This is a genomic window from Dokdonella sp. (assembly GCF_035511235.1).
In the GTDB taxonomy this organism is placed as follows: domain Bacteria; phylum Pseudomonadota; class Gammaproteobacteria; order Xanthomonadales; family Rhodanobacteraceae; genus Dokdonella.
Window position 1 is genome coordinate 62,100 of record NZ_DATKFQ010000045.1, and the last position, 20,558, is coordinate 82,657.

Sequence of the window (20,558 nt, forward strand, 5' to 3'; positions counted from 1 at the left end):
CGCGGCCGGTCCAGCCCCATCGCCGTGCCTCGTTTGCTATAAGAGCGGGACCCGGTTCCGATGGCGCTCTGCATGATCGATCCACGCCACCCCGGTCGCGCGGCCCTGGCAGCCGCCGCCGTCCTGCTGCTGGCCGGCCCCGCGTTCGCGGCCCGGCTGAGCGTCGAGCTCGAAGGCCTGGACGGCCCGCTGCGCGAAGCCGCGCTGGCGCGGCTGGAACTGGCGCAGTATGCCCAGCGCGAGGTCAGCCCCGCCCAGGCGCGGCGCCTGTACAACCGCGCCGAGGGGCAGATCCAGGCCGCACTCGAACCCTACGGCTACTACAACGTCGGCGTCCAGGGCGAGCTCAAGCAGAGCGGCGACACCTTCACCGCGGTGCTCGAGGTCAAGCGCGGCGAGCCGGTGCGCGTGACCGACGTGGATCTGCGCATCGACGGCCAGACCGAGGGCATCCGCGCGATCGACCAGGCGCGTGCCGCGTTCCAGCCGCGCGTCGGCCAGCCGCTCGACCACACCGCCTACGAGCGCAGCAAGGCCACCGTATCGGCCGCGCTGTTCGGCAGCGGCTATCTCGACGCGACGCTCGGCACGCACCGCGTCGAGGTCAGCCGGTCGAGCAATGCCGCCGAGATCGATCTGGTCTGGAACGCCGGCCAGCGCTACCGGTTCGGCGAGACGCGCTTCGAAGGCGGCCAGTTCGCCGACGACTTCATGGCGCGCTACATCCCGTGGGAGCCCGGCAAGGACTACTACTCGCAGGACCAACTGCTGAGCTTCCAGCAGCGCCTGGTCGACGCGAACTACTTCGCGATCGCCCAGGTGCAGCCGAACGTCGAGGCCGCCGCCGACGGCCTGGTGCCGATCGACGTGATGCTGGCGCCGGCCAAGCGCACGGTCTATACCGGCGGCGTGTTCATCGGCACCGACACCGGTCCGGGCGTGCGCGGCGGCATCGAGCGGCGCTGGGTCAACGATCGTGGCCACAAGCTCAACTTCGAAGCCCTGCTCGCGCAACGCCTCAGTACCGTCACCGGCCTGTACCAGATCCCGCTGCCGGGCCCGGACAACCATGCCTACAACTTCGGCGCGACCTACCGCGACGAGGATACCGACACCAGCCAGTCCAAGACGCTGCGCCTGACCGCGAACGATTCGCGGATCTGGCACGGCTGGCTGCGCACGGTCGGCGTCAATTTCCTGACCGGCGACTTCAAGGTCGCCGACGTCGAGGGTTCGACCACCCTGCTCTACCCGGAAATCTCCTTCGCGAAGAAGCGCGCCGACGATCTCACGTTTCCGCGGCGCGGCTGGTCGCTGACGCTCGCCGCTCGCGCCGGCGCCGAATCGGTGCTGTCCGATACCAGCTTCGCCCAGGTCACCGCCGACGCGAAGTGGATCCGCGGCCTCGGCGACAACAGCCGCTTCATCGCGCGCGGCTCGCTCGGCTACACGCAGGTCAGCAATTTCGACCGGCTGCCGCCGGAACTGCGCTTCTTCGCCGGTGGCGACCGCTCGATCCGCGGTTACGCGTTCCAGACGGTCGGTCCGCGCAACGGCGAGGACGACGTGATCGGCGGCAAGCAGCTGGTCGTGGCCAGCGCCGAGTACGAGTACTACTTCTCGCAGAACTGGGGCGCCGCGGCCTTCGTCGACAGCGGCGACGCGTTCTCCGGCGGCAACTTCGACCTCAAGGTCGGCGCCGGCTTCGGCCTGCGCTGGCGCTCGCCGGTCGGCATGGTGCGCGTCGACCTGGGCACGCCGATCGGCGACCGGCACGCCAGCGGCGTCGAGCTGCACATCATCATCGGGCCCGACCTATGAAATGGCTCAAGCGGATCGCGATCGCGCTGCTGATCGTGCTGGCGATCGCCGCAGCGGCGCTGGCCTGGCTGCTCAACACCGGCGCCGGCGCGCGCTTCGTGCTGGCGCGTGTGCAGAGCACGCTGGACGGCAAGCTCGCCATCGAGCGCAGCAGCGGCACGCTGGCCGGCCCGCTGCGGCTGGAAGGCGTGCGCTACCGCGATGCCGAGGCCGGCGTCGACGCCAAGGTCGGCGCGCTGACCGCCGACGTCGCACTGACCGCGCTGTTCGGCAGGCGTGTGCTGATCCGCCAGCTCGACGTCGAGGCGCTCGACGTCGCGCTGACGACGGTGCCGCCGAAACCCGAGGAGCCGGCCGAGCCGTTCTCGCTCGAGCCGCCGATCGACATCGCGCTCGAGCGCTTCGCGCTGCGCGGTGCCGCGATCAGCCGCGACGGCGAGCCGCTGTTCGCCGCCGACAGCCTGACCCTCGCCGCGGCCTGGACGCACGCCGGCCTCGCCGTGCGCGAGCTCGCCCTGCGTGCGCCGGACGGCCAGGTCGACCTCGACGGCACGCTGGCCACGCATCAGGGCTATGCCGGCAAGGGCCGTACGACGTTCCGCTGGCGCGTCGCCGAGACCGAATATGCCGGCACGCTCGATGCCGACAGCGACGGCAAACGGGCGCAGCTCGCGCTCAAGCTCGAATCGCCGATGGCGGCCACGCTCGACGCGACCCTCGGCCAGAACGATCGCTGGCCGTGGACGCTCGCGCTCGACGTGCCGCGCTTCGACCCCAGGCGGCTCGCGCCCGAAGCCGGCCTCGCCTCGGCGGCCGTCTCGCTGCGCGGCGAGGGCGATCTGGAACGCGGCAGCCTCAGCGGCGACGTCGCGCTCGACGAACGCCGCCTGCATCTGCAGCCGCTCGACTACACGCTCAAGGATCAGATCCTGCGCATCGAGGTGCTCGGCCTGACCAGTCCGGACTTCGAGGGACGTCTGGACGCCAGCGGCGAGGTGCGGCTCGCCGACGAGCCGGTCAGCGCGACCGCCCACGTGACCTGGAACGACCTGGTGCTGCCGGCCGATCTCGCCGGCCAGGTGCTCGCCAGCTACGGCACGCTCGACGTCGAAGGCAGCGCGGCGGCGTATGCGGCACGCGGCAGCCTGTCGGTCGGCCCGCCCGGACAGCTCGCCGATCTGACGCTCGACCTCAGCGGCACGCCCGAGGCGATCGCGCTGAAGACGCTGGCGCTGGTCCAGCCCAACGGTGGCCTCGACGCCAGCGGCACGGTCACGCTGCAGCCGGCGCTCGGCTGGGACATCCAGGCCAAGGCGCGGCGGCTCGATCCCGGCGCGTTCGCGGCCGACTGGCCCGGTGCGCTCGATTTCGATCTCGGCAGCCGCGGCACGCTGACCGACCGGGGTCCGGACACGACGCTGCGCATCGAGCGCCTCGGCGGCACGCTGCGCAAGCGGCCGGTCGGCGGCAGCGCCGAGCTCTCGATCAAGCCCGATTTCATCGTCGACGGCGATCTGAAGCTGCGCTCCGGCGGCAGCACGATCGAGCTCACCGGCCGCGGCGGCAACCAGACCGATGCCAGCCTGCGCCTGGCGATCGGCTCGCTGGCCGACTGGCTGCCCGATGCCGCCGGCCGCCTCGGCGGCGACTTCCGCGTGCGCGGCCGCTGGCCGGCGCTCGACGTCGACGGCACGGCCGAAGGCGGCGCGATCGCGCTCGGCGATCTGCACGTCGATACGCTCGCGCTGACCGCCCGCGTCTCGAATCTCGAGAACCCTTCGGGCCAGGCCACGCTGACGCTCGGCGGGCTCAGCCAGGGCGAGCTGCACTTCGACAGCCTGGCCGTCGAGGCCGACGGCAACCAGGCCCGCCATCGCCTGCGTCTGGCCGGCGCCGGCAAGCCGGCCGACGTCACGCTGGCGCTGTCGGGCAGCGCAGCCGGCGGCCGCTGGAACGGCACGCTCGAATCGCTCGGCCTCGCGGTCGCCGGGCCGCGCGAGGTCACCCGCTTCGACCTCGCCGCGCCGGCCGCACTCGGCTGGGACGGCCAGCGCTTCACGCTTGCCGACAGCTGCCTGACCGGCGCCGATGCGCGCCTGTGCGTCGGCGGCAGCGGCGGCTCCGACGGCAGTCTCGCCGCGCGCTACCGCATCGAATCGCTGCCGCTGCGCACGATCGTGCGCCTGGCCGCGCCGGACGCGCCGGTGCGGCTGCGCGGCGAGATCGACGGCGAAGGCGAGGTCCGCCGCGATGCGTCGGGCGCGCTCAACGGCCGCGCGACGCTGAGCTCGGACGAGGGCAGCGTCATCTACGTCGACGCCGGCAGCCAGCCGCTGCTGAGCTATACCGGCTTCGCGATCGAGGCGACGTTCTCGCCGACCTCGAGCGTCGCGACGGTCAAGGCCGGGCTCGACCAGAACGGACGGCTCGACGGACGCGTCCAGCTCGACGGACCGCTCGGCGGCGACCCGGCACTTGGCGGACGCGTCACGCTGAATCTGGAGAGCCTCGCCTTCGTCGAGCTGCTGACCAGCGAGGTCGCCAATACCCAGGGCCGCGTCGCGGCCGACTACGAGCTCGGCGGCACGCTGTCGGCACCGCGCCTGTCCGGCGCCCTGAAGCTCGAGAACTTCGCGACCGAGGTGCCGATCGCCGGCCTCAAGCTGCGCGACGGCCAGGTCTCGCTGCGCGCCGAAGGCGCCGACCGCTTCGTGCTGGAAGGTTCGATCGCGTCCGGCCAGGGCACGCTGAGGATCGACGGCGACGGCGGACTGGCCGCCGATGCGCCGCTGACGATGACGATCCGCGGCGAGAACGTGCTGGCCGCCGACATTCCGGCCGCCAACGTGATCGTCTCGCCGGATCTGAGCATCGAGCGCAACGCCAGCGGCACCTACGTCACCGGCAAGGTCGCCGTGCCGAAGGCCAACGTCGACGTCAGCAAGCTGCCCGGCGGCGGCGCCAGCGCGGCCTCGCCGGACGTCGTGATCGTCGACGCCGAGCAGGTCGAGCCGGGCCAGGCGCCGCCGGTCGTGGTCAACGTCTCGGTCGAGCTCGGCGATCAGGTCAAGCTCGCCGGCTTCGGGCTCGACGGCACGATCGCCGGCAACCTGCGCATCAACCAGCGGCCCGGCCGCGCGCCGACCGGCACCGGCACGCTCAACGTCGGCGGCACCTACAAGGCCTACGGCCAGGATCTGAAGATCGAGACCGGCCGCGTCCTGTTCGCCGGCACCGCGCTCGACAATCCGGGCCTGGACATCCGCGCGGTGCGCAAGATCGAGGCCGACGACGTCACCGCCGGCCTGATGATCCGCGGCACCGCGATCGTGCCGGTGCTGACGGTATTCTCGGAACCGGCGATGGAGCAGTCGCAGGCGCTCTCGTACCTGGTGACCGGCAAGCCGCTGTCGGCACTCGGCAGCGGCGAAGGCGACATGCTCGGCACGGCGGCGCGCGCGCTCGGCACCGCCGGCGGCGACCTGCTCGCCAAGAGCATCGGCAAGCGCATGGGCGTGGACGACATCGGCGTCGCCGACAATGCCGCGCTCGGCGGTGCCGCGTTCACGGTCGGCAAGTACCTGTCGCCGAAGCTGTATCTGAGCTACGGCGTCGGCATCTTCGAGCCCGGCGAGGTCGTCACGCTGCGTTATCTGTTCCACCGGCGCTGGAACTTCGAGGCGCAGTCGGCCACCAACGGCAATCGCGCCGGCATCAACTACCGCTACGAAAAGTAGCCGCGGCGCCGCGCGATCGCGGCGAACGCACGGCGGCATCGCCGACACCACGTTTCCGCGGCCGCGCCGATCGAGCGCCGGCAGGCGTGTCCGATCGGGCATGCGCCCTGCCGGCCGCGGCAAGATGCGATCATGCACGCATGACCGACTTCTCGACACTGCCGCTCGCCCCTGCCCTGCAGCAGGCCCTCGCCGCACTGGACTACGTGCAGATGACGCCGGTACAGGCGCAGAGCCTGCCGCCGATCCTCGACGGGCGCGACGCGATCGTGCAGGCGCGCACCGGCAGCGGCAAGACCGCCGCGTTCGGCCTCGGCCTGCTCAGCGCGATCGATCCCGCGGTCGTCGCCGTGCAGGCCCTGGTGCTGTGCCCGACGCGCGAGCTCGCCGACCAGGTCGGCAAGGAGATCCGCCGCCTCGCCCGCTTCGTTCCGAATCTCAAGCTGCTGACGCTGTGCGGCGGCATCGCGCTGCGTCCGCAGCTCGCCTCGCTGACGCACCCGCCGCACGTCGTGGTCGGCACGCCCGGCCGCATCCAGGAGCTGATCGATCTGGGCGCGCTGCTGCTGGACGGCGTGCGCGTGCTGGTACTCGACGAGGCCGACCGCATGCTCGACATGGGCTTCCTCGACGCGATCGACGGCATCGCGGTCAGCCTGCCGCGCGATCGCCGCACGTTGCTGTTCTCGGCGACCCTGCCGCCGCCGATCCGCAGCGTCAGCCAGCGCCTGCAGCGCGAGCCGGCCGAGATCACGGTCGCCGACGCCGAGCCGGCGATCGAGCAGCGCTTCCACGAGATCGACCCGGCGCGGCGCTTCGACGCCCTGCTGCGCGTGCTGAACGCGCATCGCCCCGAGTCGGTGCTGGTGTTCTGCAATACGCGGCGCGACACCGAAAGCGTCGCCGAGCGGCTGCGCGGACTCGGCCACAGCGCCGCGGCGCTGCATGGCGATCTCGACCAGCGCGAGCGCGAGGACGTGCTGGTGCGCTTCGCACATCGCAGCTGCGTGATCCTGACCGCCACCGACGTCGCCGCACGCGGGCTGGACATCGACGATCTGCCGCTGGTGATCAGCTACGACCTGGCCAGCGACGCCGACAGCCACGTCCATCGGATCGGCCGCACCGGGCGCGCCGGACGCAGCGGTCTGGCGATCGCGCTGGCGGCGCCTGCCGACATGCCGCGCGCGAACGCGATCGAATCGCGCCTCGGCACGCGGCTGCGCTATGCGCCACTGCCACCGGCCGAAGCGGGACCGCCGCTGTCGGCGCCGATGCGGACGCTGTGCATCGACGCCGGCCGCCAGGACAAGCTGCGCCCGGGCGACGTCGTCGGCGCGCTGACCGGCGACGCCGGCCTCGCCGCCGACCGGATCGGCAAGATCGCGGTGTACGCGACACGCACCTACGTGGCGATCCGTGCCGACAGCGCGGCGAGCGCACTGGCGCGGCTGCGCGCCGGCCGCATCAAGGGCCGCACGTTCCGCATCCGTCCGCTCGACTGAGAACGCGAACGCACGGGGCCCGCCGATCGCTTGCGAGCCGTAACGGATCCTCGTCGCGCGGCGTGGACGTCGGCACGCGACGAAGGCGACGCGCGGTGATCGGGAAGAAGGCGCGGCGCCTCCCGCCCGGGCGCCGTCAGCGCTGCGCGATCGGCACGAAGGCGAGGTCTTCCGGTCCGGTGTAGTTCGCGCTCGGGCGGATGATCTTGCCGTCGATGCGCTGCTCGATCACGTGTGCGCTCCAGCCCGACGTGCGCGCGATCACGAACAGCGGCGTGAACATCGCCGTCGGCACGCCCATCATGTGGTAGCTCACCGCGCTGAACCAGTCCAGGTTCGGGAACATCTTCTTGATCTCCCACATCGTCGACTCGAGCCGCTCGGCGATGTCGAACATCTTCATGTTGCTCTGCTCGGCCGAGAGCTCGCGCGCGACTTCCTTGATGACCTTGTTGCGCGGATCGCTGACCGTGTAGACCGGATGCCCGAAGCCGATCACGACCTCCTTGCGCTCGACGCGGGCGCGAATGTCGGCCTCGGCCTCGTCCGGCGAGGCGTAGCGCTTCTGGATCTCGAACGCGACCTCGTTGGCGCCGCCGTGCTTGGGACCGCGCAGCGCGCCGATCGCGCCGGCGATGCACGAATGCATGTCGCTGCCGGTGCCGGCGATCACGCGTGCGGTGAACGTGGACGCGTTGAACTCGTGCTCGGCGTAGAGGATCAGCGAGGTGTGCATCGCGCGCACCCACAGGTCCGAGGGCTTCTCGCCGTGCAGCAGGTGCAGGAAGTGGCCGCCGATCGAATCGTCGTCGGTCTCCACCTCGATGCGCCTGCCGTTATGGCTGTAGTGGTACCAGTACAGCAGCATCGATCCGAGCGAGGCCATCAGCTTGTCGGCGATGTCGCGCGCGCCGGGATGGTTGTGGTCGTCCTTCTCGGGCGCCACGCAGCCCAGCGCCGAGACCGCCGTGCGCATCACGTCCATCGGATGCGCCGACGGCGGCAGCTGTTCGAGCACGGTCTTGACCGAGGCCGGCACGCCGCGCAGCGACTTCAGCTTGGCCTTGTAGCCGGCCAGCTCGGCGACCGTCGGCAGCGTGCCGTGCACGAGCAGATAGGCGATCTCCTCGAATTCGCAGGCGGTGGCGACGTCGAGGATGTCGTAGCCGCGATAGTGCAGGTCGTTGCCGGTGCGGCCGACCGTGCACAGCGCGGTGTTGCCGGCGGCGGTGCCGCTCAATGCAACGGACTTCTTCGGCTTGAACGGGATGGCGGTTTCGCTCATGGGGATTCCCTGTCTTGGCTTTCGGGGTTGGAAGCGGGTTCGCCGTTGCCGACGCCGGCCTGCCGCTCGAGCAGGCGCTGCAGCATCTGGATCTGGCGGTTCTGCAGCTCGACGAGCACGGCCCAGTCGCGCTCGCGCAGCGCATTGAGCTTCTCGTGGACCTGCATGATCTCGAGTTCGGCTTTGACGTTGACTTCGTAGTCGTGCTGCGCGCCGAGACGATCGGCCTCCGCCTGGCGGTTCTGGCTCATCATGATGATCGGCGCCTGCAGTGCGGCCACGCACGACAGCACCAGGTTGAGCAGGATGTACGGATACGGATCGAACGCCTCGCGTGCGAGCACGAAGGTGTTGAATGCCATCCACCCGGACAGCAGCACCAGGAAGCTGATGATGAACGGCCAGCTGCCGCCGATCGCAGCGACACGGTCGGCGACGCGATCGCCGAGGCTGCGCGCGCTGTCGAGCTCGCGCACGATGTTGCGCGAGACGCTGCGCCGTGCGATGAAGCGCTCGATCACCGCGCGCTCGTCGGCCGGCAGTCCGTCCAGCTCGGTCTGCAGCAGCTTGCGCGCGGTCTGGCGCGGGTCGATCCGCGCGAACGGAGACGAGGGTTTCATCGATGCGGCCTCGACGGACGGGTGCACGAGCCGACGGCGTCGGGTGCGCGGCCGTCCTTCGTGTTCACTTGATCGGATTCCCGAACCAGGCCTGATCCTTCCAGCCGCGGTTGGTCGATACCAGGACGATCCAGTCGCGGCGTTCGCCGTCGACGGCCCTGCCGTCGGAACCGAGCGCGCCGAGCGCGAACAGCTCGCGGCTCCAGGGTTCGATCTGGCTCGGTCGCCACGTGTAAACGGCCCGGACGATCCAGTAGCCCTCGCGCTCGACCGGCGGCGTGTAGACCTCGATGCGATCGAGCTTGCGCTTGGCATAGCACAATCGCCACGCGATGCTCTCGCGACGGATGTACTCGCGCCCCCGGGCCGTCAGTTCGATCACGCGCTTGGGACCGTCGCTTTCCTCGATCGTTGCGGACGTCACGAGGCCGATCTTCGCCAGTGCATCGATCCGCGCATCGGTGCCGGGCCGGCGCCGCACGAAATGGTCCGACGCCAGGCTCGCCTTCCCATCCTCATCGAGCGGCAACCAGACCGTCGTCTCGCACACCGGCCTGCCGTCGATCGCCGCGGCCACCGCGGCCGCCACGTCGGCCTCCGCCGGCATCGGCGGTTCGGCCGCGCGCGCGAAAGCAGATGCCAGCAGCGGCGGCAACAACAAAGCAAGCATGGCCTTCATCACGTCACCCCCGGGGCTTGGTTCCCGCGAACAGCGCGTCGAGCCGCTGCTCGTAGGCGTGATAGCCGATGCGGTCGTACAGCTCCTCGCGGGTCTGCATCAGGTCGATCACGTTCTTCTGGTGGCCGTCGCGGCGGATCGCCTCGTAGACGGTCTCGGCGGCCTTGTTCATCGCGCGGAACGCCGACAGCGGATAGAGCTGGATCGCGACGCCGACCGAAGCCAGCTCCTCGCGCGTGAACAGCGGCGTCTTGCCGAACTCGGTGATGTTGGCGAGCACCGGTACCTTGACCGCTTCGACGAAGCGCTTGTACGTCGGCAGGTCGTAGGCGGCCTCGGCGAAGATGCCGTCGGCGCCGGCCTCCACGCACAGCAGCGCGCGTTCGATCGCCGCGTCGACGCCCTCGACCTGGATCGCATCGGTGCGTGCGATCAGGAAGAAGTCCGCATCGGTCTTGGCGTCGGCCGCGGCCTTGACCCGATCGGCCATCTCGGCCGCCGAGACGATCTCCTTGCCGGGCCGGTGTCCGCAGCGCTTGGCGCCGACCTGGTCCTCGATGTGGCAGGCGGCCGCGCCGGCCTTGATCAGCGACTGCACGGTGCGCGCGATGTTGAACGCGCTCGGGCCGAAGCCGGTGTCGATGTCGACCAGCAGCGGCAGATCGCACACGTCGGTGATGCGGCGCACGTCGATCAGCACGTCCTCGAGCGTATTGATGCCGAGGTCCGGCAGGCCCAGCGAGCCCGCGGCGACGCCGCCACCGGACAGATAGATCGCGCGATAGCCGGCGCGGCGCGCGAGCAGGGCGTGATTGGCGTTGATCGCGCCGATCACCTGCAGCGGCTGCTCCTGGGACAGGGCGCTGCGGAAGCGCGCACCGGCGGACGTGGGGGATGTCATGGAAGCGGTCCTCGCGGGGATTCTAGGGATCGGTGTCCGGGCGTGCACGACGCCGTGCGTCAGAGCCGGTGCCGGGTCGGCGCGAAATCTGGCACCATCGGACGCATTGATCAATCTTGATCGATCCGATCAACATATCGTGAGCGAGAACGATTACATCCCGGCGTCCGCGGCGATCGCCGTACTCGGCATCAGCGCGGCGACGCTGTACGCCTATGTCAGCCGCGGCCTGATCGAGTCGCGGCCCGGCGAGGATCACCGCAGTCGCGTCTACCGGCGCCGCGACGTCGAGCGCCTGGCCTCGCGCAAGCGCGCCGGCCGTGGCGCGGCGCGCGGTGCCGCGCAGAGTCTGGACCGCGGTCTGCCGGTCATGGAGACGCGTATTTCACTGATTCGTGCGGACGGCCCGTACTACCGCGGCCAGTCGGCGATCGGCCTGGTCCGGTCCGGCGCCGCGCTCGAGGATGCGGCGCGCGTGCTCTGGGACTGCGGCGAACGCGATCCGTTCGCGCCCGCGCCGCTCGAGGTCTGGCCAGCCTCGGTCGCGGCGATCCTGGCCGATGCGCGGCTGCCGCCGCTGGAGCGCACGCTGGCGGCGATCCCGCTGCTGGCGATCGAATCGCCGCATTCGTTCAGCGCCTCGCCGGTGGCCAGGCGCGAGACCGCCGCGCGCCTGCTGCGCCAGAACGCGGCCCTGCTGATCGGCCGGCGCGCCGATGCGCGGCCGGTACACCGCGTGCTCGCGCACCACTGGAAGCGCGGCGACGCACGGCTCGATACGCTGGTGCGCGCGGCCCTGGTGCTGTGCGCCGATCACGAACTCAACGTCTCCGCGTTCGCTGCGCGCGTCGTCGCCTCGACCGGCGCGCACCTGCACGCGACCGTCTGCGCGGGCCTGGCCGCCTTGTCGGGGCCGCGTCACGGGGGCGCGACGACGCGCGCGTATGCGTTCATCCGCGAAGCGCTGCAGGCCGATTCGATCGGCGCGTTCGTATCGGCGCGCTGGCGGCGTGGCGAGGACCTGCCCGGCTTCGGCCACGCGCTGTATCCGGACGGCGATCCGCGCGCACGCGAGCTGATGGCGCTGATCGAGGCGGCACGGCCGCGGCCGCGGCGCTGGGACGCGATCGCCGCGCTCGCCGCCTGCGTCGAGGAAACCAGCGGGCAAGGCCCGAACATCGACTTCACGCTGGCCGCGATCGCGGCCGCGCACGATCTCGCCGCGGAAGCCGCGTTGACGCTGTTCGCGGCCGGCCGCGTCGCCGGCTGGCTGGCCCATGCGCTCGAGCAGCAGAGCCTGGGCGGCCTGATCCGGCCGCGCGCCCGCTACGCCGGCCGGATGCCGGCCGCCGGCGACGCGCTCGGCTGACGCGTCGCGTCCATCGGCACGCGCGCCGAACGACATCCGCGACAGCCATACGTCCGACCGAGGCGCATCGCCGCGGCCGGCGCCGCCGATCAGCAGATCATCGCGCCGAGGCTGGACAGGAAGATCGCGCCGCCGTGCCGCGCCCACAACCCCAGCGCCGCGGCGATCAGCAGCAGTACGGCGACGCCGATCGCGATGCGCCGCGCACTCATGTCGCCGCTCCGAACGCGGCCCGCGCCGGCTTCGGGAACGCGGCCGCGTCGCGCGTGGCGACGCTGAGCACGGCCGCGAGCACGCCGAGCGCAATGCTGACCTGCCAGATCGCGAGATAGCTGCCGGTATGGTCGAACAGCCAGCCGGCCCACCAGGCGCCGAAGAAGGCGCCGACCTGGTGGCTCAGGAACACCACGCCGTTCAGCGTCGACAGATGACGCAGGCCGAACATCGAGGCCACCGCGCCGCTGGTCAGCGGCACCGTGCCGAGCCACAGGAAGCCGAACACCGCCGCGAACGCCAGCGCGCTCGCCGGCGTCAGCGGCAGCCAGATGAAGGCCGCGATCGCGACGGCGCGGCCTGCATACAGGCCGGCGAGCAGGCGCGGCCGCGATCCGCGCCCGCCCCAGACGCCGAACAGGTAGGACCCGAATATGTTGAACAGGCCGATCAGCGCCAGCGACCAGGCGCCGATCGACGCGGCAATGCCGCGATCGACTAGGTACGCCGGCAGATGCGTGCCGACGAAGGCGATGTGGAAGCCGCAGACGAAGAAGCCGCCGTTGAGCAGCCAGTAGGGCCGGTGCCGCGACGCGTGGCGCAGGGCTTCGCCGAGCCGCCAGTCCGGCTCGCCGACCGCGCGCGGCGAGGCGGCGGCGCCGCTTCCGGCGGCACGGAAGCCGAACGCGGCGACCCCGATGCTGAGCACGAGCACGCCGAGTCCGAGCAGCGACGCGCGCCAGCCGATCGCCGCGATCAGCGCCTGCGCGAGCGGCACCACCGCGAACTGGCCGAGCGAGCCGCCGGCCGTGACGATGCCGAACGCGACGCTGCGCTGCTCCGGCGCGACCAGGCGCCCGACCGCGCCGAGCACGATCACGAACGTCGTCGCGCTCATCGCCAGGCCGATCAGCACGCCGAGCGACACGACCAGGCCGGTCGCGCTGCCGATCGTCGCCGCCAGCGCCAGACCACCGGCATAGACCACGGCACCGCCGATCAGGGTCGCGCGCGTGCCCCAGCGTTCGGACAACGCGGCGACGAACGGCTGCACCAGGCCGAACAGCAGGTTCTGCAGCGCGATCGCAAAGCCGAAGCTCTCGCGCGCGATTGCCAGATCGCGTCCGACCGGCTGCAGCAGCAGGCCGAAACTCTGCCGCACCCCCATGCTGATCGTCACGATGAACGCGGCCGCGGCCACCGCGATGATCGCGCTGCGCGTCCAGTCGGATCGGGCCTCGGTCATCGGCGCATACCTCGAAGAGAAGAACGCCGCGGGATCCTGGCACGGATCGACCCGTCTCCGCGGCGCGAGGCTGGATTGTATGATGACCATCATTTAAAGTGTCAAGCCATCTTTGTGATCGGACCGGGGTACGGCCATGCGGGTCAGCAGGGAACAGGCGGCGCTCAACCGCGAGCGCATCATCGAGCAGGCCGCGGTGCTGTTCCGCGAGCACGGCATCGACGGCATCGGCGTGGCCGACCTCATGAAGAGCGCAGGCCTGACCCACGGCGGCTTCTACGGGCATTTCGCATCGAAGGACGACCTGGCCGTCTGCGCCTGCGAGCACGCGCTCGCGCAGTCGCAGGCGCGCTGGTCGCGACTGCTCGCCGAGGCCGGTGACGACGCGCTGCCGGCGCTGATCGCCTCCTACGTCAGTCCGCGCCATCGCGACCGACCCGGCGGCGGCTGCGCACTGGCCGCACTCGGCGGCGAGGCGCACCGGCATGCACCGGCATTGCGGCAGGCGTTCGAGCGCGGCCTGCGCGCCCTCGCCGACCTGCTCGCGCGCGCGCTGCCCGGGCGCTCGGCGCAGGCGCGCCGCCGCCGGGCGCTGGCGACGCTGGCCGGCATGGTCGGCGCGATCGTGCTCGCGCGCGCGGTCGAGGACCGCGCGCTCTCCGACGAGATTCTCGCCGCGACCGGCGCTGCGCTGACGCACTGATCGCCCGCCTGCCCCCGTCGATACCGCGCCGACGCCACGCCCGCCGCATCGATGGTCGCCTCCCTCCTTCCCGTCCGCTGCGAAGATCACCGCCATGAACACGCCCGCCCCAACCCGGCCGATCGCTCTCGTAACCGGCGCCTCGTCCGGCATCGGCGCCTGCTACGCCGACCGGCTGGCCCGCCGCGGCCACGACCTGATCCTGCTCGCGCGCGACGAGACGCGGCTGCGCCAGCAGGCCGAGCGCATCGGCGCAGATAGCGGCGTCGCGATCGAGCTGCTGCGTGCCGACCTGACCGAGCGCCGCGATCTGGAGCGGCTGACCGCACGCATCCGCGACGACGCCGCGATCGACCTGGTCGTCAACAACGCCGGCATCGCCACGCCCGGTCCGCTGCTCGGCGCGGACCTGGCCCGCGTCGATGCGATGCTCGCGCTCAACGTCGTCGCCGCCACGCACGTCGCGATCGCGTCGGCGTCGGCATTCGCCGCGCGCGGCCATGGCACGCTGATCAACATCGGCTCGGTCGTCGCGCTGCTGCCGGAACGCTTCAACGGCGCCTACAGCGGCGGCAAGGCCCATCTGCTGAACCTGAGCCAGGCGCTCGAACAGGAAGCCGCGCCGCACGGCGTGCGCGTCCAGGCCGTGCTGCCGGGCGCGACGCGGACCGAGATCTGGCAGCGCGCCGGCGTCGCCATCGCGAGCTTGCCGGCGCAGATGCTGATGGACGTGGGCGATCTCGTCGATGCCGCGCTGGCCGGGCTCGACCAGGGCGAGCGCGTGACGATTCCGTCGCTGCCGGATCCCGCGCAATGGGAGCGCTACGCGCAGGCGCGCCTCGCGCTGGCGCCGGACCTGTCGCGCGACACGCCGGCCGCGCGCTATCGCGTCGCGCCCGCGGCGGCGGAGCCGCAGGCATGAGCCGGCTGGTCGACGAGACCGGCGCCGGCCTGTCCGGACTGGCGCAGCTGCGCGCGCTGCTCGCGTCCGGGCGGCGGCCCGGCATCGCGGTCGCGCTCGACTTCGACCTGTCCGTCGTGGAAGAGGGACGCGCGGTGTTCACCGGCACGCCCGGCGAGCACGCCTACAACCCGATCGGCTCGGTGCACGGCGGCTATGCGGCGACCCTGCTCGACTCGGCCTGCGGCTGCGCCGTGCATACGCGCCTCGGCGCGACGCAGACCTATACGACGCTCGAACTCAAGATCGCCTACCACAAGGCCCTGCACGCCACGGTCGGACCGATCGAGGCGGAGGGCCGCGTGGTCAGTCTCGGCCGGCGCGTCGCGTTCGCCGAGGCGCGCATCACCGACGCCGAAGGCCGGCTCTACGCGAGCGCGACCTCGACCCTGCTGATCATCGAGCGCTGAAGCGGCCGCCGATCCGGCGCACGGCTCGCACCGCGGCCGCCGTCGCGATCAGGTGCCGCCGCTCGGCCCGCGCTCGAGTGCACGGCGGCACTCCTCCAGCGCAGCCGGGTCGTCCAGCGTCGACAGGTCGCCCGGATCGCGCTGCTCGGCCAGCGCCTGCAGCGAGCGCCGCAGCAGCTTGCCCGAGCGCGTCTTCGGCAGCGCGTTGACGACGTAGACGCGCGCCGGACGGGCGACGCCGCCGAGCTGCTCGACGACACGCTGGAGCATGCCGCTGGCCGCGCTCTCGGGACTGTCGTCCGTGGCCTGCCTGAGTGTCGCGAACACCACCGGCACCTGCCCCTTCAAGGCGTCGTGCACGCCGACCACCGCCGCTTCGGCCACGCTCGGATGGGTCGCGACCGATTCCTCGATCTCGCGCGTGCCGAGGCGATGACCGGCGACGTTGATGACGTCGTCGGTACGGCCGAGGATGAAGGTGTAGCCGTCCTCGTCGCGCACGGCCCAGTCGAGCGAGCTGTACAGCAGCTCCTTGAAGTGGCTGAAGTAGCTGCTCAGGAAGCGCTGATCGTCGTTCCAGACCGTCGTCATGCAGCCCGGCGGCAGCGGCGGCTCGATCACCAGCACGCCCTTCTGTCCGGGCGCCGCATCGGCGCCGCTGGTCTCGTCGATCACGCGCAGCTTGTAGCCGAGATTCGGCAGGCCCGGCGAGCCGAACTTGATCGGCTTCAGATCGAGGCCCGGCAGCAAGGTCAGCACCGGCCAGCCGGTCTCGGTCTGCCAGTAGTTGTCGATGACCGGCTTGCCGAGCCCTTCGTTGATCCACTGCGCGGTCGGCTCGTCGAGCGGCTCGCCGGCAAGGAACAGCCATTTCAGTGCCGACAGATCATGCCGGCGCAGCCACGACGCGTCCTGCTTCTTCAGCACGCGGATGCCGGTCGGCGAGGAGAACATCGTGCGCACGCCGTAGTCGGCGCACAGCTTCCACCAGATGCCCGGATCCGGATGGGTCGGCAGCCCTTCGTACAGCAGCGAGGTGGCACCGGCGATCAGCGGCCCGTAGACATTGTAGGAGTGCCCGACCGCCCAGCCGACGTCGGACGTCGAGAACATGACCTGCCCCGGTCCGACGTCGTAGACCGTGCGCATCGACAGCGCCAGCGCGACCGCGTAGCCGCCGACGTCGCGCTGCACGCCCTTGGGCTTGCCGGTCGTGCCGGAGGTGTAGAGCAGATAGCTCGGCTCGTTCGATTCGAGCCAGGTCACCTCGACCTGCGCGCCTTCGTGGCGCGCGCGCAGCGTCGCGTAGTCGAGGTCGCGGCCGGGCAGCATCGCGATCGCCGCATCGAGCCCGCGGCTGACGATCAGCACCTGCGCCGGCGGACACGCGGCAGCCGCCAGCGCCTGATCGACCAGCGGCTTGTACGCAATGACGCGCCCGCCGCGCATGCCGGCGTCGGCCGCGATCAGCAGCTTCGGCTTCGCATCGTCGATTCGCAGTGCTAGGTTGTGCGCGGCGAATCCGCCGAACACCACCGAATGCACCGCGCCGATGCGCGCGCAGGCCAGCATCGCGAAGACCGCCTCGGCCATGTTCGGCATGTAGATGACGACGCGATCGCCCTTGCCGACGCCGAGCGAGACGAGCACCGCCGCGAAGGTGTTGACCTCGCGATGCAGCTGGCGATAGCTCAGCTCCCGGGTAACGCCGGTCTCGCTCGACACGGCGACCAGGGCGAGCTGATCGGCGCGCTCGGCCAGGTGCCGGTCGAGCGCGTTGTAGCACAGGTTGGTCGTGCCGCCGGCGAACCAGCGCCGGAACGGCGGATCGACGTATTCGAGTATCCGCTGCGGCGGCCGCTGCCAATGGATGGCCTGGGCGTGTTCGGCCCAGAACGCTTCCGGGTCCTCGATCGATCGGCGGTAGGCATCTTCGTAACGCATGGCGGTCCTCGTCGCTGCGGCGTGCCCGAAGACTAGAGGAAGACCCCCGGCACCGACGTTGGACTTTGGTCGAATCGGCGCGAGCGGACGCGAAGAAGTGCCCGGACCGATATCGCCGATGCGCGACACGCGCATGCGGACGTACCGCGGAGCGGTACGCCGGATCGACGCAGGGAGACGAGGGACGAGGCGGCCGGCGAGGGCCTGGACGCTTCGGCGAAATGCTCCCCCTGCGCTGGGCAACCGCAGGGAGAGTAATTTCGGTGGGCTCTTTCTTACAGCCTTATGCGACTACAGCGGCGATCCGCGAGGGTTGTCGCCGCGTCTTGCAGGTACTTCTGAAAACGAACAGATCCGCTTACTTCTTCGCGGTCTTCTTGGCTGCGGCCTTCTTCACCGCAGTCTTCTTGACGGCCTTCTTCGCGGCCGGCTTCTTGGCGGCGGCGGTCTTCTTCACGGTCGCCGACTTGGCCTTGGCGACGGTCTTCTTGGCCGCCTTCTTGACCGCGGTCTTCTTCACGGCGGCTTTCTTGGCGGGCTTCTTTGCAGCTTTCTTTACGGCTTTCTTTGCAGTGGCCATATCGCGTCTTAGCTCCTCGTCAGTTGGCAGTTTTTGCCCAGTAAAAGCGTGAAGGAATGCTTCGCACAGCAGATCGCTGTTGGTGGCGTGGCGCAGGTTCTTGACCTGGCGGCGAGTCCGCTCGTCGGACAGCAGCTGAAGAATGTGGAGCGGAATCGACACCGTGATTTTTTTCACTGCCCCCGATTTGGAGCCGTGCAGCACGTAGGGGTCGACGAACCTTGATGCAGCCATGATTCCTTAAATCATCATTGTCACCGGCGCAGAAATTATTCCTGTCTTGCAGTCGTGTCAACAGATTTTTTATGCGAAACAAGGGCTTCGGAATACCCCGCCGGACTGCCGATAACCGCCTCCGCTAGCTCGCCCGGCGCCGTCCTTATCCACATCCTAGGATGGACGTCTAGACGTCTTTACGTCCTGAAGAAAAAACATGGCGCGCGGCGCGAAAGTCGCTAAAACACCGGGGAATACCGCACTTTCAGCGGAATCGCCGGCGCCGCACGACAACATCGCGCACGCAAACGCCGCGCCGCATCGCACCGGCCGAAGCGGCGCGATGCGGCAGGCGAGGCGATGCCGGGAGCTTGACTGCCGTCTGAACGGCGACGGCAAAAGAGGGGCGACTCAGGCGAGCGTGGCGGCCAGTGCCTGGGCGAAACGCTCGATGTCGGCGCTGGTCTTGGTCTCGGTCGCGCAGACCAGCAACGCGTCGCCGAGCTCGGGATAATCCTCTTCGAGCGCATAGCCGGCGACGATGCGATCGCCGGCGAGACGCTCGACGATCTCGCTCGCCGGACGCGGCAGCTTCAGCGCGATCTCGTGAAAGACCGGACGATCGAACAGCACCTGGACGCCGTCGATCGCGGTCAGGCGATCGCGCAGCGCACGCGTGTTGTTCATGCTCGCGCAGGCGACGCGATGCAGACCCTCAGGGCCGAGCAGTGCGAGGTAGATCGTCGCGGCGGTGACCAGCAGGCCCTGGTTCGTGCAGATGTTCGAGGTCGCCTTGGCGCGGCGGATGTGCTGCTCGCGCGCCTGCAGCGTCAGCGCGAAACCTTCCTTGCCATCGAGATCGGTGGTGCGGCCGACGATGCGGCCCGGCATCTGCCGCACCAGATCCTGACGGCAGGCCAGGATGCCGAAGTACGGGCCGCCCGAGGACAGCGGCACGCCGAGCGGCTGGCCGTCGCCGCAGACGATATCCGCGCCGGCAGCGCCCCACTCGCGCGGCGGCTTGAGCACGGCCAGCGACATCGGGTTGACGAGGGCGATCACCAGCGCGCCCTGCGCGTGTGCCCAGTCGGTCAGCGCGTCGACGTCCTCGAGCGCGCCGAAGAAGTTCGGCTGCGGGATCACCAGCGCGGTGAATGCACCCACGTCCTGCTGCGCGAGCGCGGCCGGATCGACCGCACCGGCGTGGACGCCGTCGCGCGCGATGTCGACCTCGACCACCGCGATGTCCTGCAGCTCGACGATCGTCTTGAGCGTCTTGCGATAGGCCGGGTGGACCGAGCGCGGCACCAGGATCCGCCGCGGCCCCTTGCGCACGCAGCGCTCGGCCATCAGCGCGGCCTCGGCCAGCGCCGTGGCGCCGTCGTACAGCGATGCGTTGCTGACGTCCATGCCGGTCAGGCGCGTCAGCATCGTCTGGTATTCGTAGATCAGCTGCAGCGTGCCCTGGCTGGCCTCGGCCTGATACGGCGTGTAGGCCGAATAGAACTCGCCGCGCGAGACGACCTGCCAGACCGCGGCCGGGATGTGGTGCTCGTAGGCGCCGGCGCCGGCGAAGCACAGCGGCGTGCCGTCCTGCGCGGCGCGCTCCTTCATCAGGCGCGTGACGTCCATCTCGCCGAGGCCCTCGGGCACCCGCTCCAGCGCGGAGATGCGCAGCGAGGCGGGGATCTCGTCGAACAGGTCCTCGATGCTGCCGACGCCGATCGCCTGCAGCATCGAACGGACATCGGCTTCGGAGTGGGGAATGAACGGCATGGCGGAATACTCGATCTCGGCGCGGAGGCCAGGGGGACGGCGCACGGGCCCTCAACGGAAACGGCCCGCGCCAGGCGCGGGCCGCCGTCCGGTCGCCCGGCGTGATGCGATCAGTGCTCTTCGTTCTCGACCAGCTCGGCGTAGGCGTCCGGGTCGAGCAGTTCCTGCAGCTCGTCGCGGCTGCTGGCCTTGACGACGAACAGCCAGCCGTCGCCGTAGGCGTCCTCGTTGATCGTCTCGGGCTTGTCGGCCAGCGACTCGTTGACCGCGACGATCTCGCCGCTGACGGGCGTATAGACGTCCGAGGCTGCCTTGACCGACTCGACGACCGCGCAGGCGTTGCCGGCCTGCACCTCGTCGCCGACGCTCGGCAGCTCGACGTAGACCAGATCGCCGAGCAGGCTCTGCGCGTGGTCGGAAATGCCGACGGTGACGGTGCCGTTGTCCTCGACACGGGCCCACTCGTGGGACTTCATGAACTTCAGATCGCCGGGGATCTCTTGCATGGCTCGAATCCTGGGTTGGGCTGCGGCGCATTCTATCAGCGCGCCGCAACGAAGCTGTATAGGTGGGAATCCCGGTGCGAAGCGCG

Annotated in this window: 16 protein-coding genes and 1 pseudogene; 7 read left to right on the forward strand and 10 right to left on the reverse strand. The window is 70.5% G+C overall.

Annotation, left to right across the window (positions count from 1 at the left end; genetic code table 11):
* Positions 1 to 72 precede the first annotated feature (72 nt).
* The 3 genes from VMR06_RS17900 to dbpA all read left to right on the forward strand — a co-directional run bounded on the left by VMR06_RS17900 (position 73) and on the right by dbpA (position 7,063).
* Positions 73 to 1,821 carry an autotransporter assembly complex family protein gene (locus VMR06_RS17900; protein WP_325378931.1) on the forward strand — a complete coding sequence of 583 codons (1,749 nt, stop codon included), beginning with the start codon at positions 73 to 75 and terminating at the stop codon, positions 1,819 to 1,821.
* Entirely contained in the window at positions 1,818 to 5,558 is a 3,741-nt protein-coding gene (locus tag VMR06_RS17905) for a translocation/assembly module TamB domain-containing protein (protein ID WP_325378933.1), read from the forward strand. Before VMR06_RS17900 ends, VMR06_RS17905 begins: the two co-directional genes overlap by 4 nt.
* Before the next feature lie 140 nt (positions 5,559 to 5,698).
* Entirely contained in the window at positions 5,699 to 7,063 is a 1,365-nt protein-coding gene (gene dbpA / locus VMR06_RS17910; protein ID WP_325378935.1) for an ATP-dependent RNA helicase DbpA, read from the forward strand.
* Positions 7,064 to 7,199: 136 nt separating this feature from the next.
* On the opposite strand, the gene prpC is transcribed toward dbpA, so the two are convergent.
* The 4 genes from prpC to prpB form a co-directional block, all read right to left on the reverse strand.
* Entirely contained in the window at positions 7,200 to 8,348 is a 1,149-nt protein-coding gene (gene prpC, locus VMR06_RS17915; protein WP_325378937.1) for a bifunctional 2-methylcitrate synthase/citrate synthase, read from the reverse strand.
* Positions 8,345 to 8,968: a DUF1003 domain-containing protein gene (locus VMR06_RS17920; RefSeq protein ID WP_325378939.1), complete on the reverse strand. Its 624-nt coding sequence runs from the start codon at positions 8,966 to 8,968 to the stop codon at positions 8,345 to 8,347. Before VMR06_RS17920 ends, prpC begins: the two co-directional genes overlap by 4 nt.
* Before the next feature lie 64 nt (positions 8,969 to 9,032).
* Positions 9,033 to 9,638 (reverse strand): hypothetical protein, encoded by a 606-nt coding sequence (locus VMR06_RS17925; RefSeq protein WP_325378941.1) that lies wholly within the window; start codon positions 9,636 to 9,638, stop codon positions 9,033 to 9,035.
* Positions 9,639 to 9,651: 13 nt separating this feature from the next.
* Positions 9,652 to 10,548: a methylisocitrate lyase gene (gene prpB / locus VMR06_RS17930; protein WP_325378943.1), complete on the reverse strand. Its 897-nt coding sequence runs from the start codon at positions 10,546 to 10,548 to the stop codon at positions 9,652 to 9,654.
* A 139-nt stretch (positions 10,549 to 10,687) separates the two neighbouring features.
* Between prpB and VMR06_RS17935 the strand changes: the two genes are divergently transcribed.
* Positions 10,688 to 11,917, forward strand: coding sequence for a citrate synthase (locus tag VMR06_RS17935; RefSeq protein WP_325378945.1), 1,230 nt, complete (start codon positions 10,688 to 10,690; stop codon positions 11,915 to 11,917).
* An 89-nt stretch (positions 11,918 to 12,006) separates the two neighbouring features.
* Here VMR06_RS17935 and VMR06_RS17940 read toward each other — a convergent pair whose 3' ends face one another.
* Positions 12,007 to 12,129, reverse strand: coding sequence for a hypothetical protein (locus VMR06_RS17940; protein ID WP_325378947.1), 123 nt, complete (start codon positions 12,127 to 12,129; stop codon positions 12,007 to 12,009).
* Positions 12,126 to 13,376 (reverse strand): MFS transporter, encoded by a 1,251-nt coding sequence (locus VMR06_RS17945; RefSeq protein WP_325378949.1) that lies wholly within the window; start codon positions 13,374 to 13,376, stop codon positions 12,126 to 12,128. The genes VMR06_RS17940 and VMR06_RS17945 overlap by 4 nt, the downstream gene beginning before the upstream one ends.
* A gap of 136 nt (positions 13,377 to 13,512) precedes the next feature.
* Here VMR06_RS17945 and VMR06_RS17950 point away from each other — a divergent pair, with 136 nt between their 5' ends.
* The 3 genes from VMR06_RS17950 to VMR06_RS17960 all read left to right on the forward strand — a co-directional run bounded on the left by VMR06_RS17950 (position 13,513) and on the right by VMR06_RS17960 (position 15,450).
* A complete protein-coding gene (locus VMR06_RS17950) occupies positions 13,513 to 14,079 on the forward strand; it encodes a TetR/AcrR family transcriptional regulator (RefSeq protein WP_325378951.1) in 567 nt (188 codons plus the stop codon).
* A gap of 94 nt (positions 14,080 to 14,173) precedes the next feature.
* Positions 14,174 to 15,001, forward strand: coding sequence for an SDR family oxidoreductase (locus VMR06_RS17955; protein ID WP_325378953.1), 828 nt, complete (start codon positions 14,174 to 14,176; stop codon positions 14,999 to 15,001).
* Positions 14,998 to 15,450: a PaaI family thioesterase gene (locus tag VMR06_RS17960; protein WP_325378955.1), complete on the forward strand. Its 453-nt coding sequence runs from the start codon at positions 14,998 to 15,000 to the stop codon at positions 15,448 to 15,450. Before VMR06_RS17955 ends, VMR06_RS17960 begins: the two co-directional genes overlap by 4 nt.
* 48 nt (positions 15,451 to 15,498) lie before the next feature.
* Here VMR06_RS17960 and prpE read toward each other — a convergent pair.
* From prpE to gcvH, 4 genes and pseudogenes are all read right to left on the reverse strand, one after another.
* Positions 15,499 to 17,397, reverse strand: a pseudogene (prpE, locus tag VMR06_RS17965) (propionate--CoA ligase); the annotation flags it as partial.
* 355 nt (positions 17,398 to 17,752) lie between these two features.
* A complete protein-coding gene (gene metJ, locus VMR06_RS18165; RefSeq protein WP_345786055.1) occupies positions 17,753 to 18,208 on the reverse strand; it encodes a met regulon transcriptional regulator MetJ in 456 nt (151 codons plus the stop codon).
* Between the two features lie 393 nt (positions 18,209 to 18,601).
* Entirely contained in the window at positions 18,602 to 19,966 is a 1,365-nt protein-coding gene (gene gcvPA / locus VMR06_RS17975) for an aminomethyl-transferring glycine dehydrogenase subunit GcvPA (protein ID WP_325378957.1), read from the reverse strand.
* A 110-nt stretch (positions 19,967 to 20,076) separates the two neighbouring features.
* Positions 20,077 to 20,472, reverse strand: a complete 396-nt coding sequence (gene gcvH / locus VMR06_RS17980) for a glycine cleavage system protein GcvH (RefSeq protein WP_325378959.1) — start codon at positions 20,470 to 20,472, stop codon at positions 20,077 to 20,079.
* Between the last annotated feature and the right edge of the window lie 86 nt (positions 20,473 to 20,558).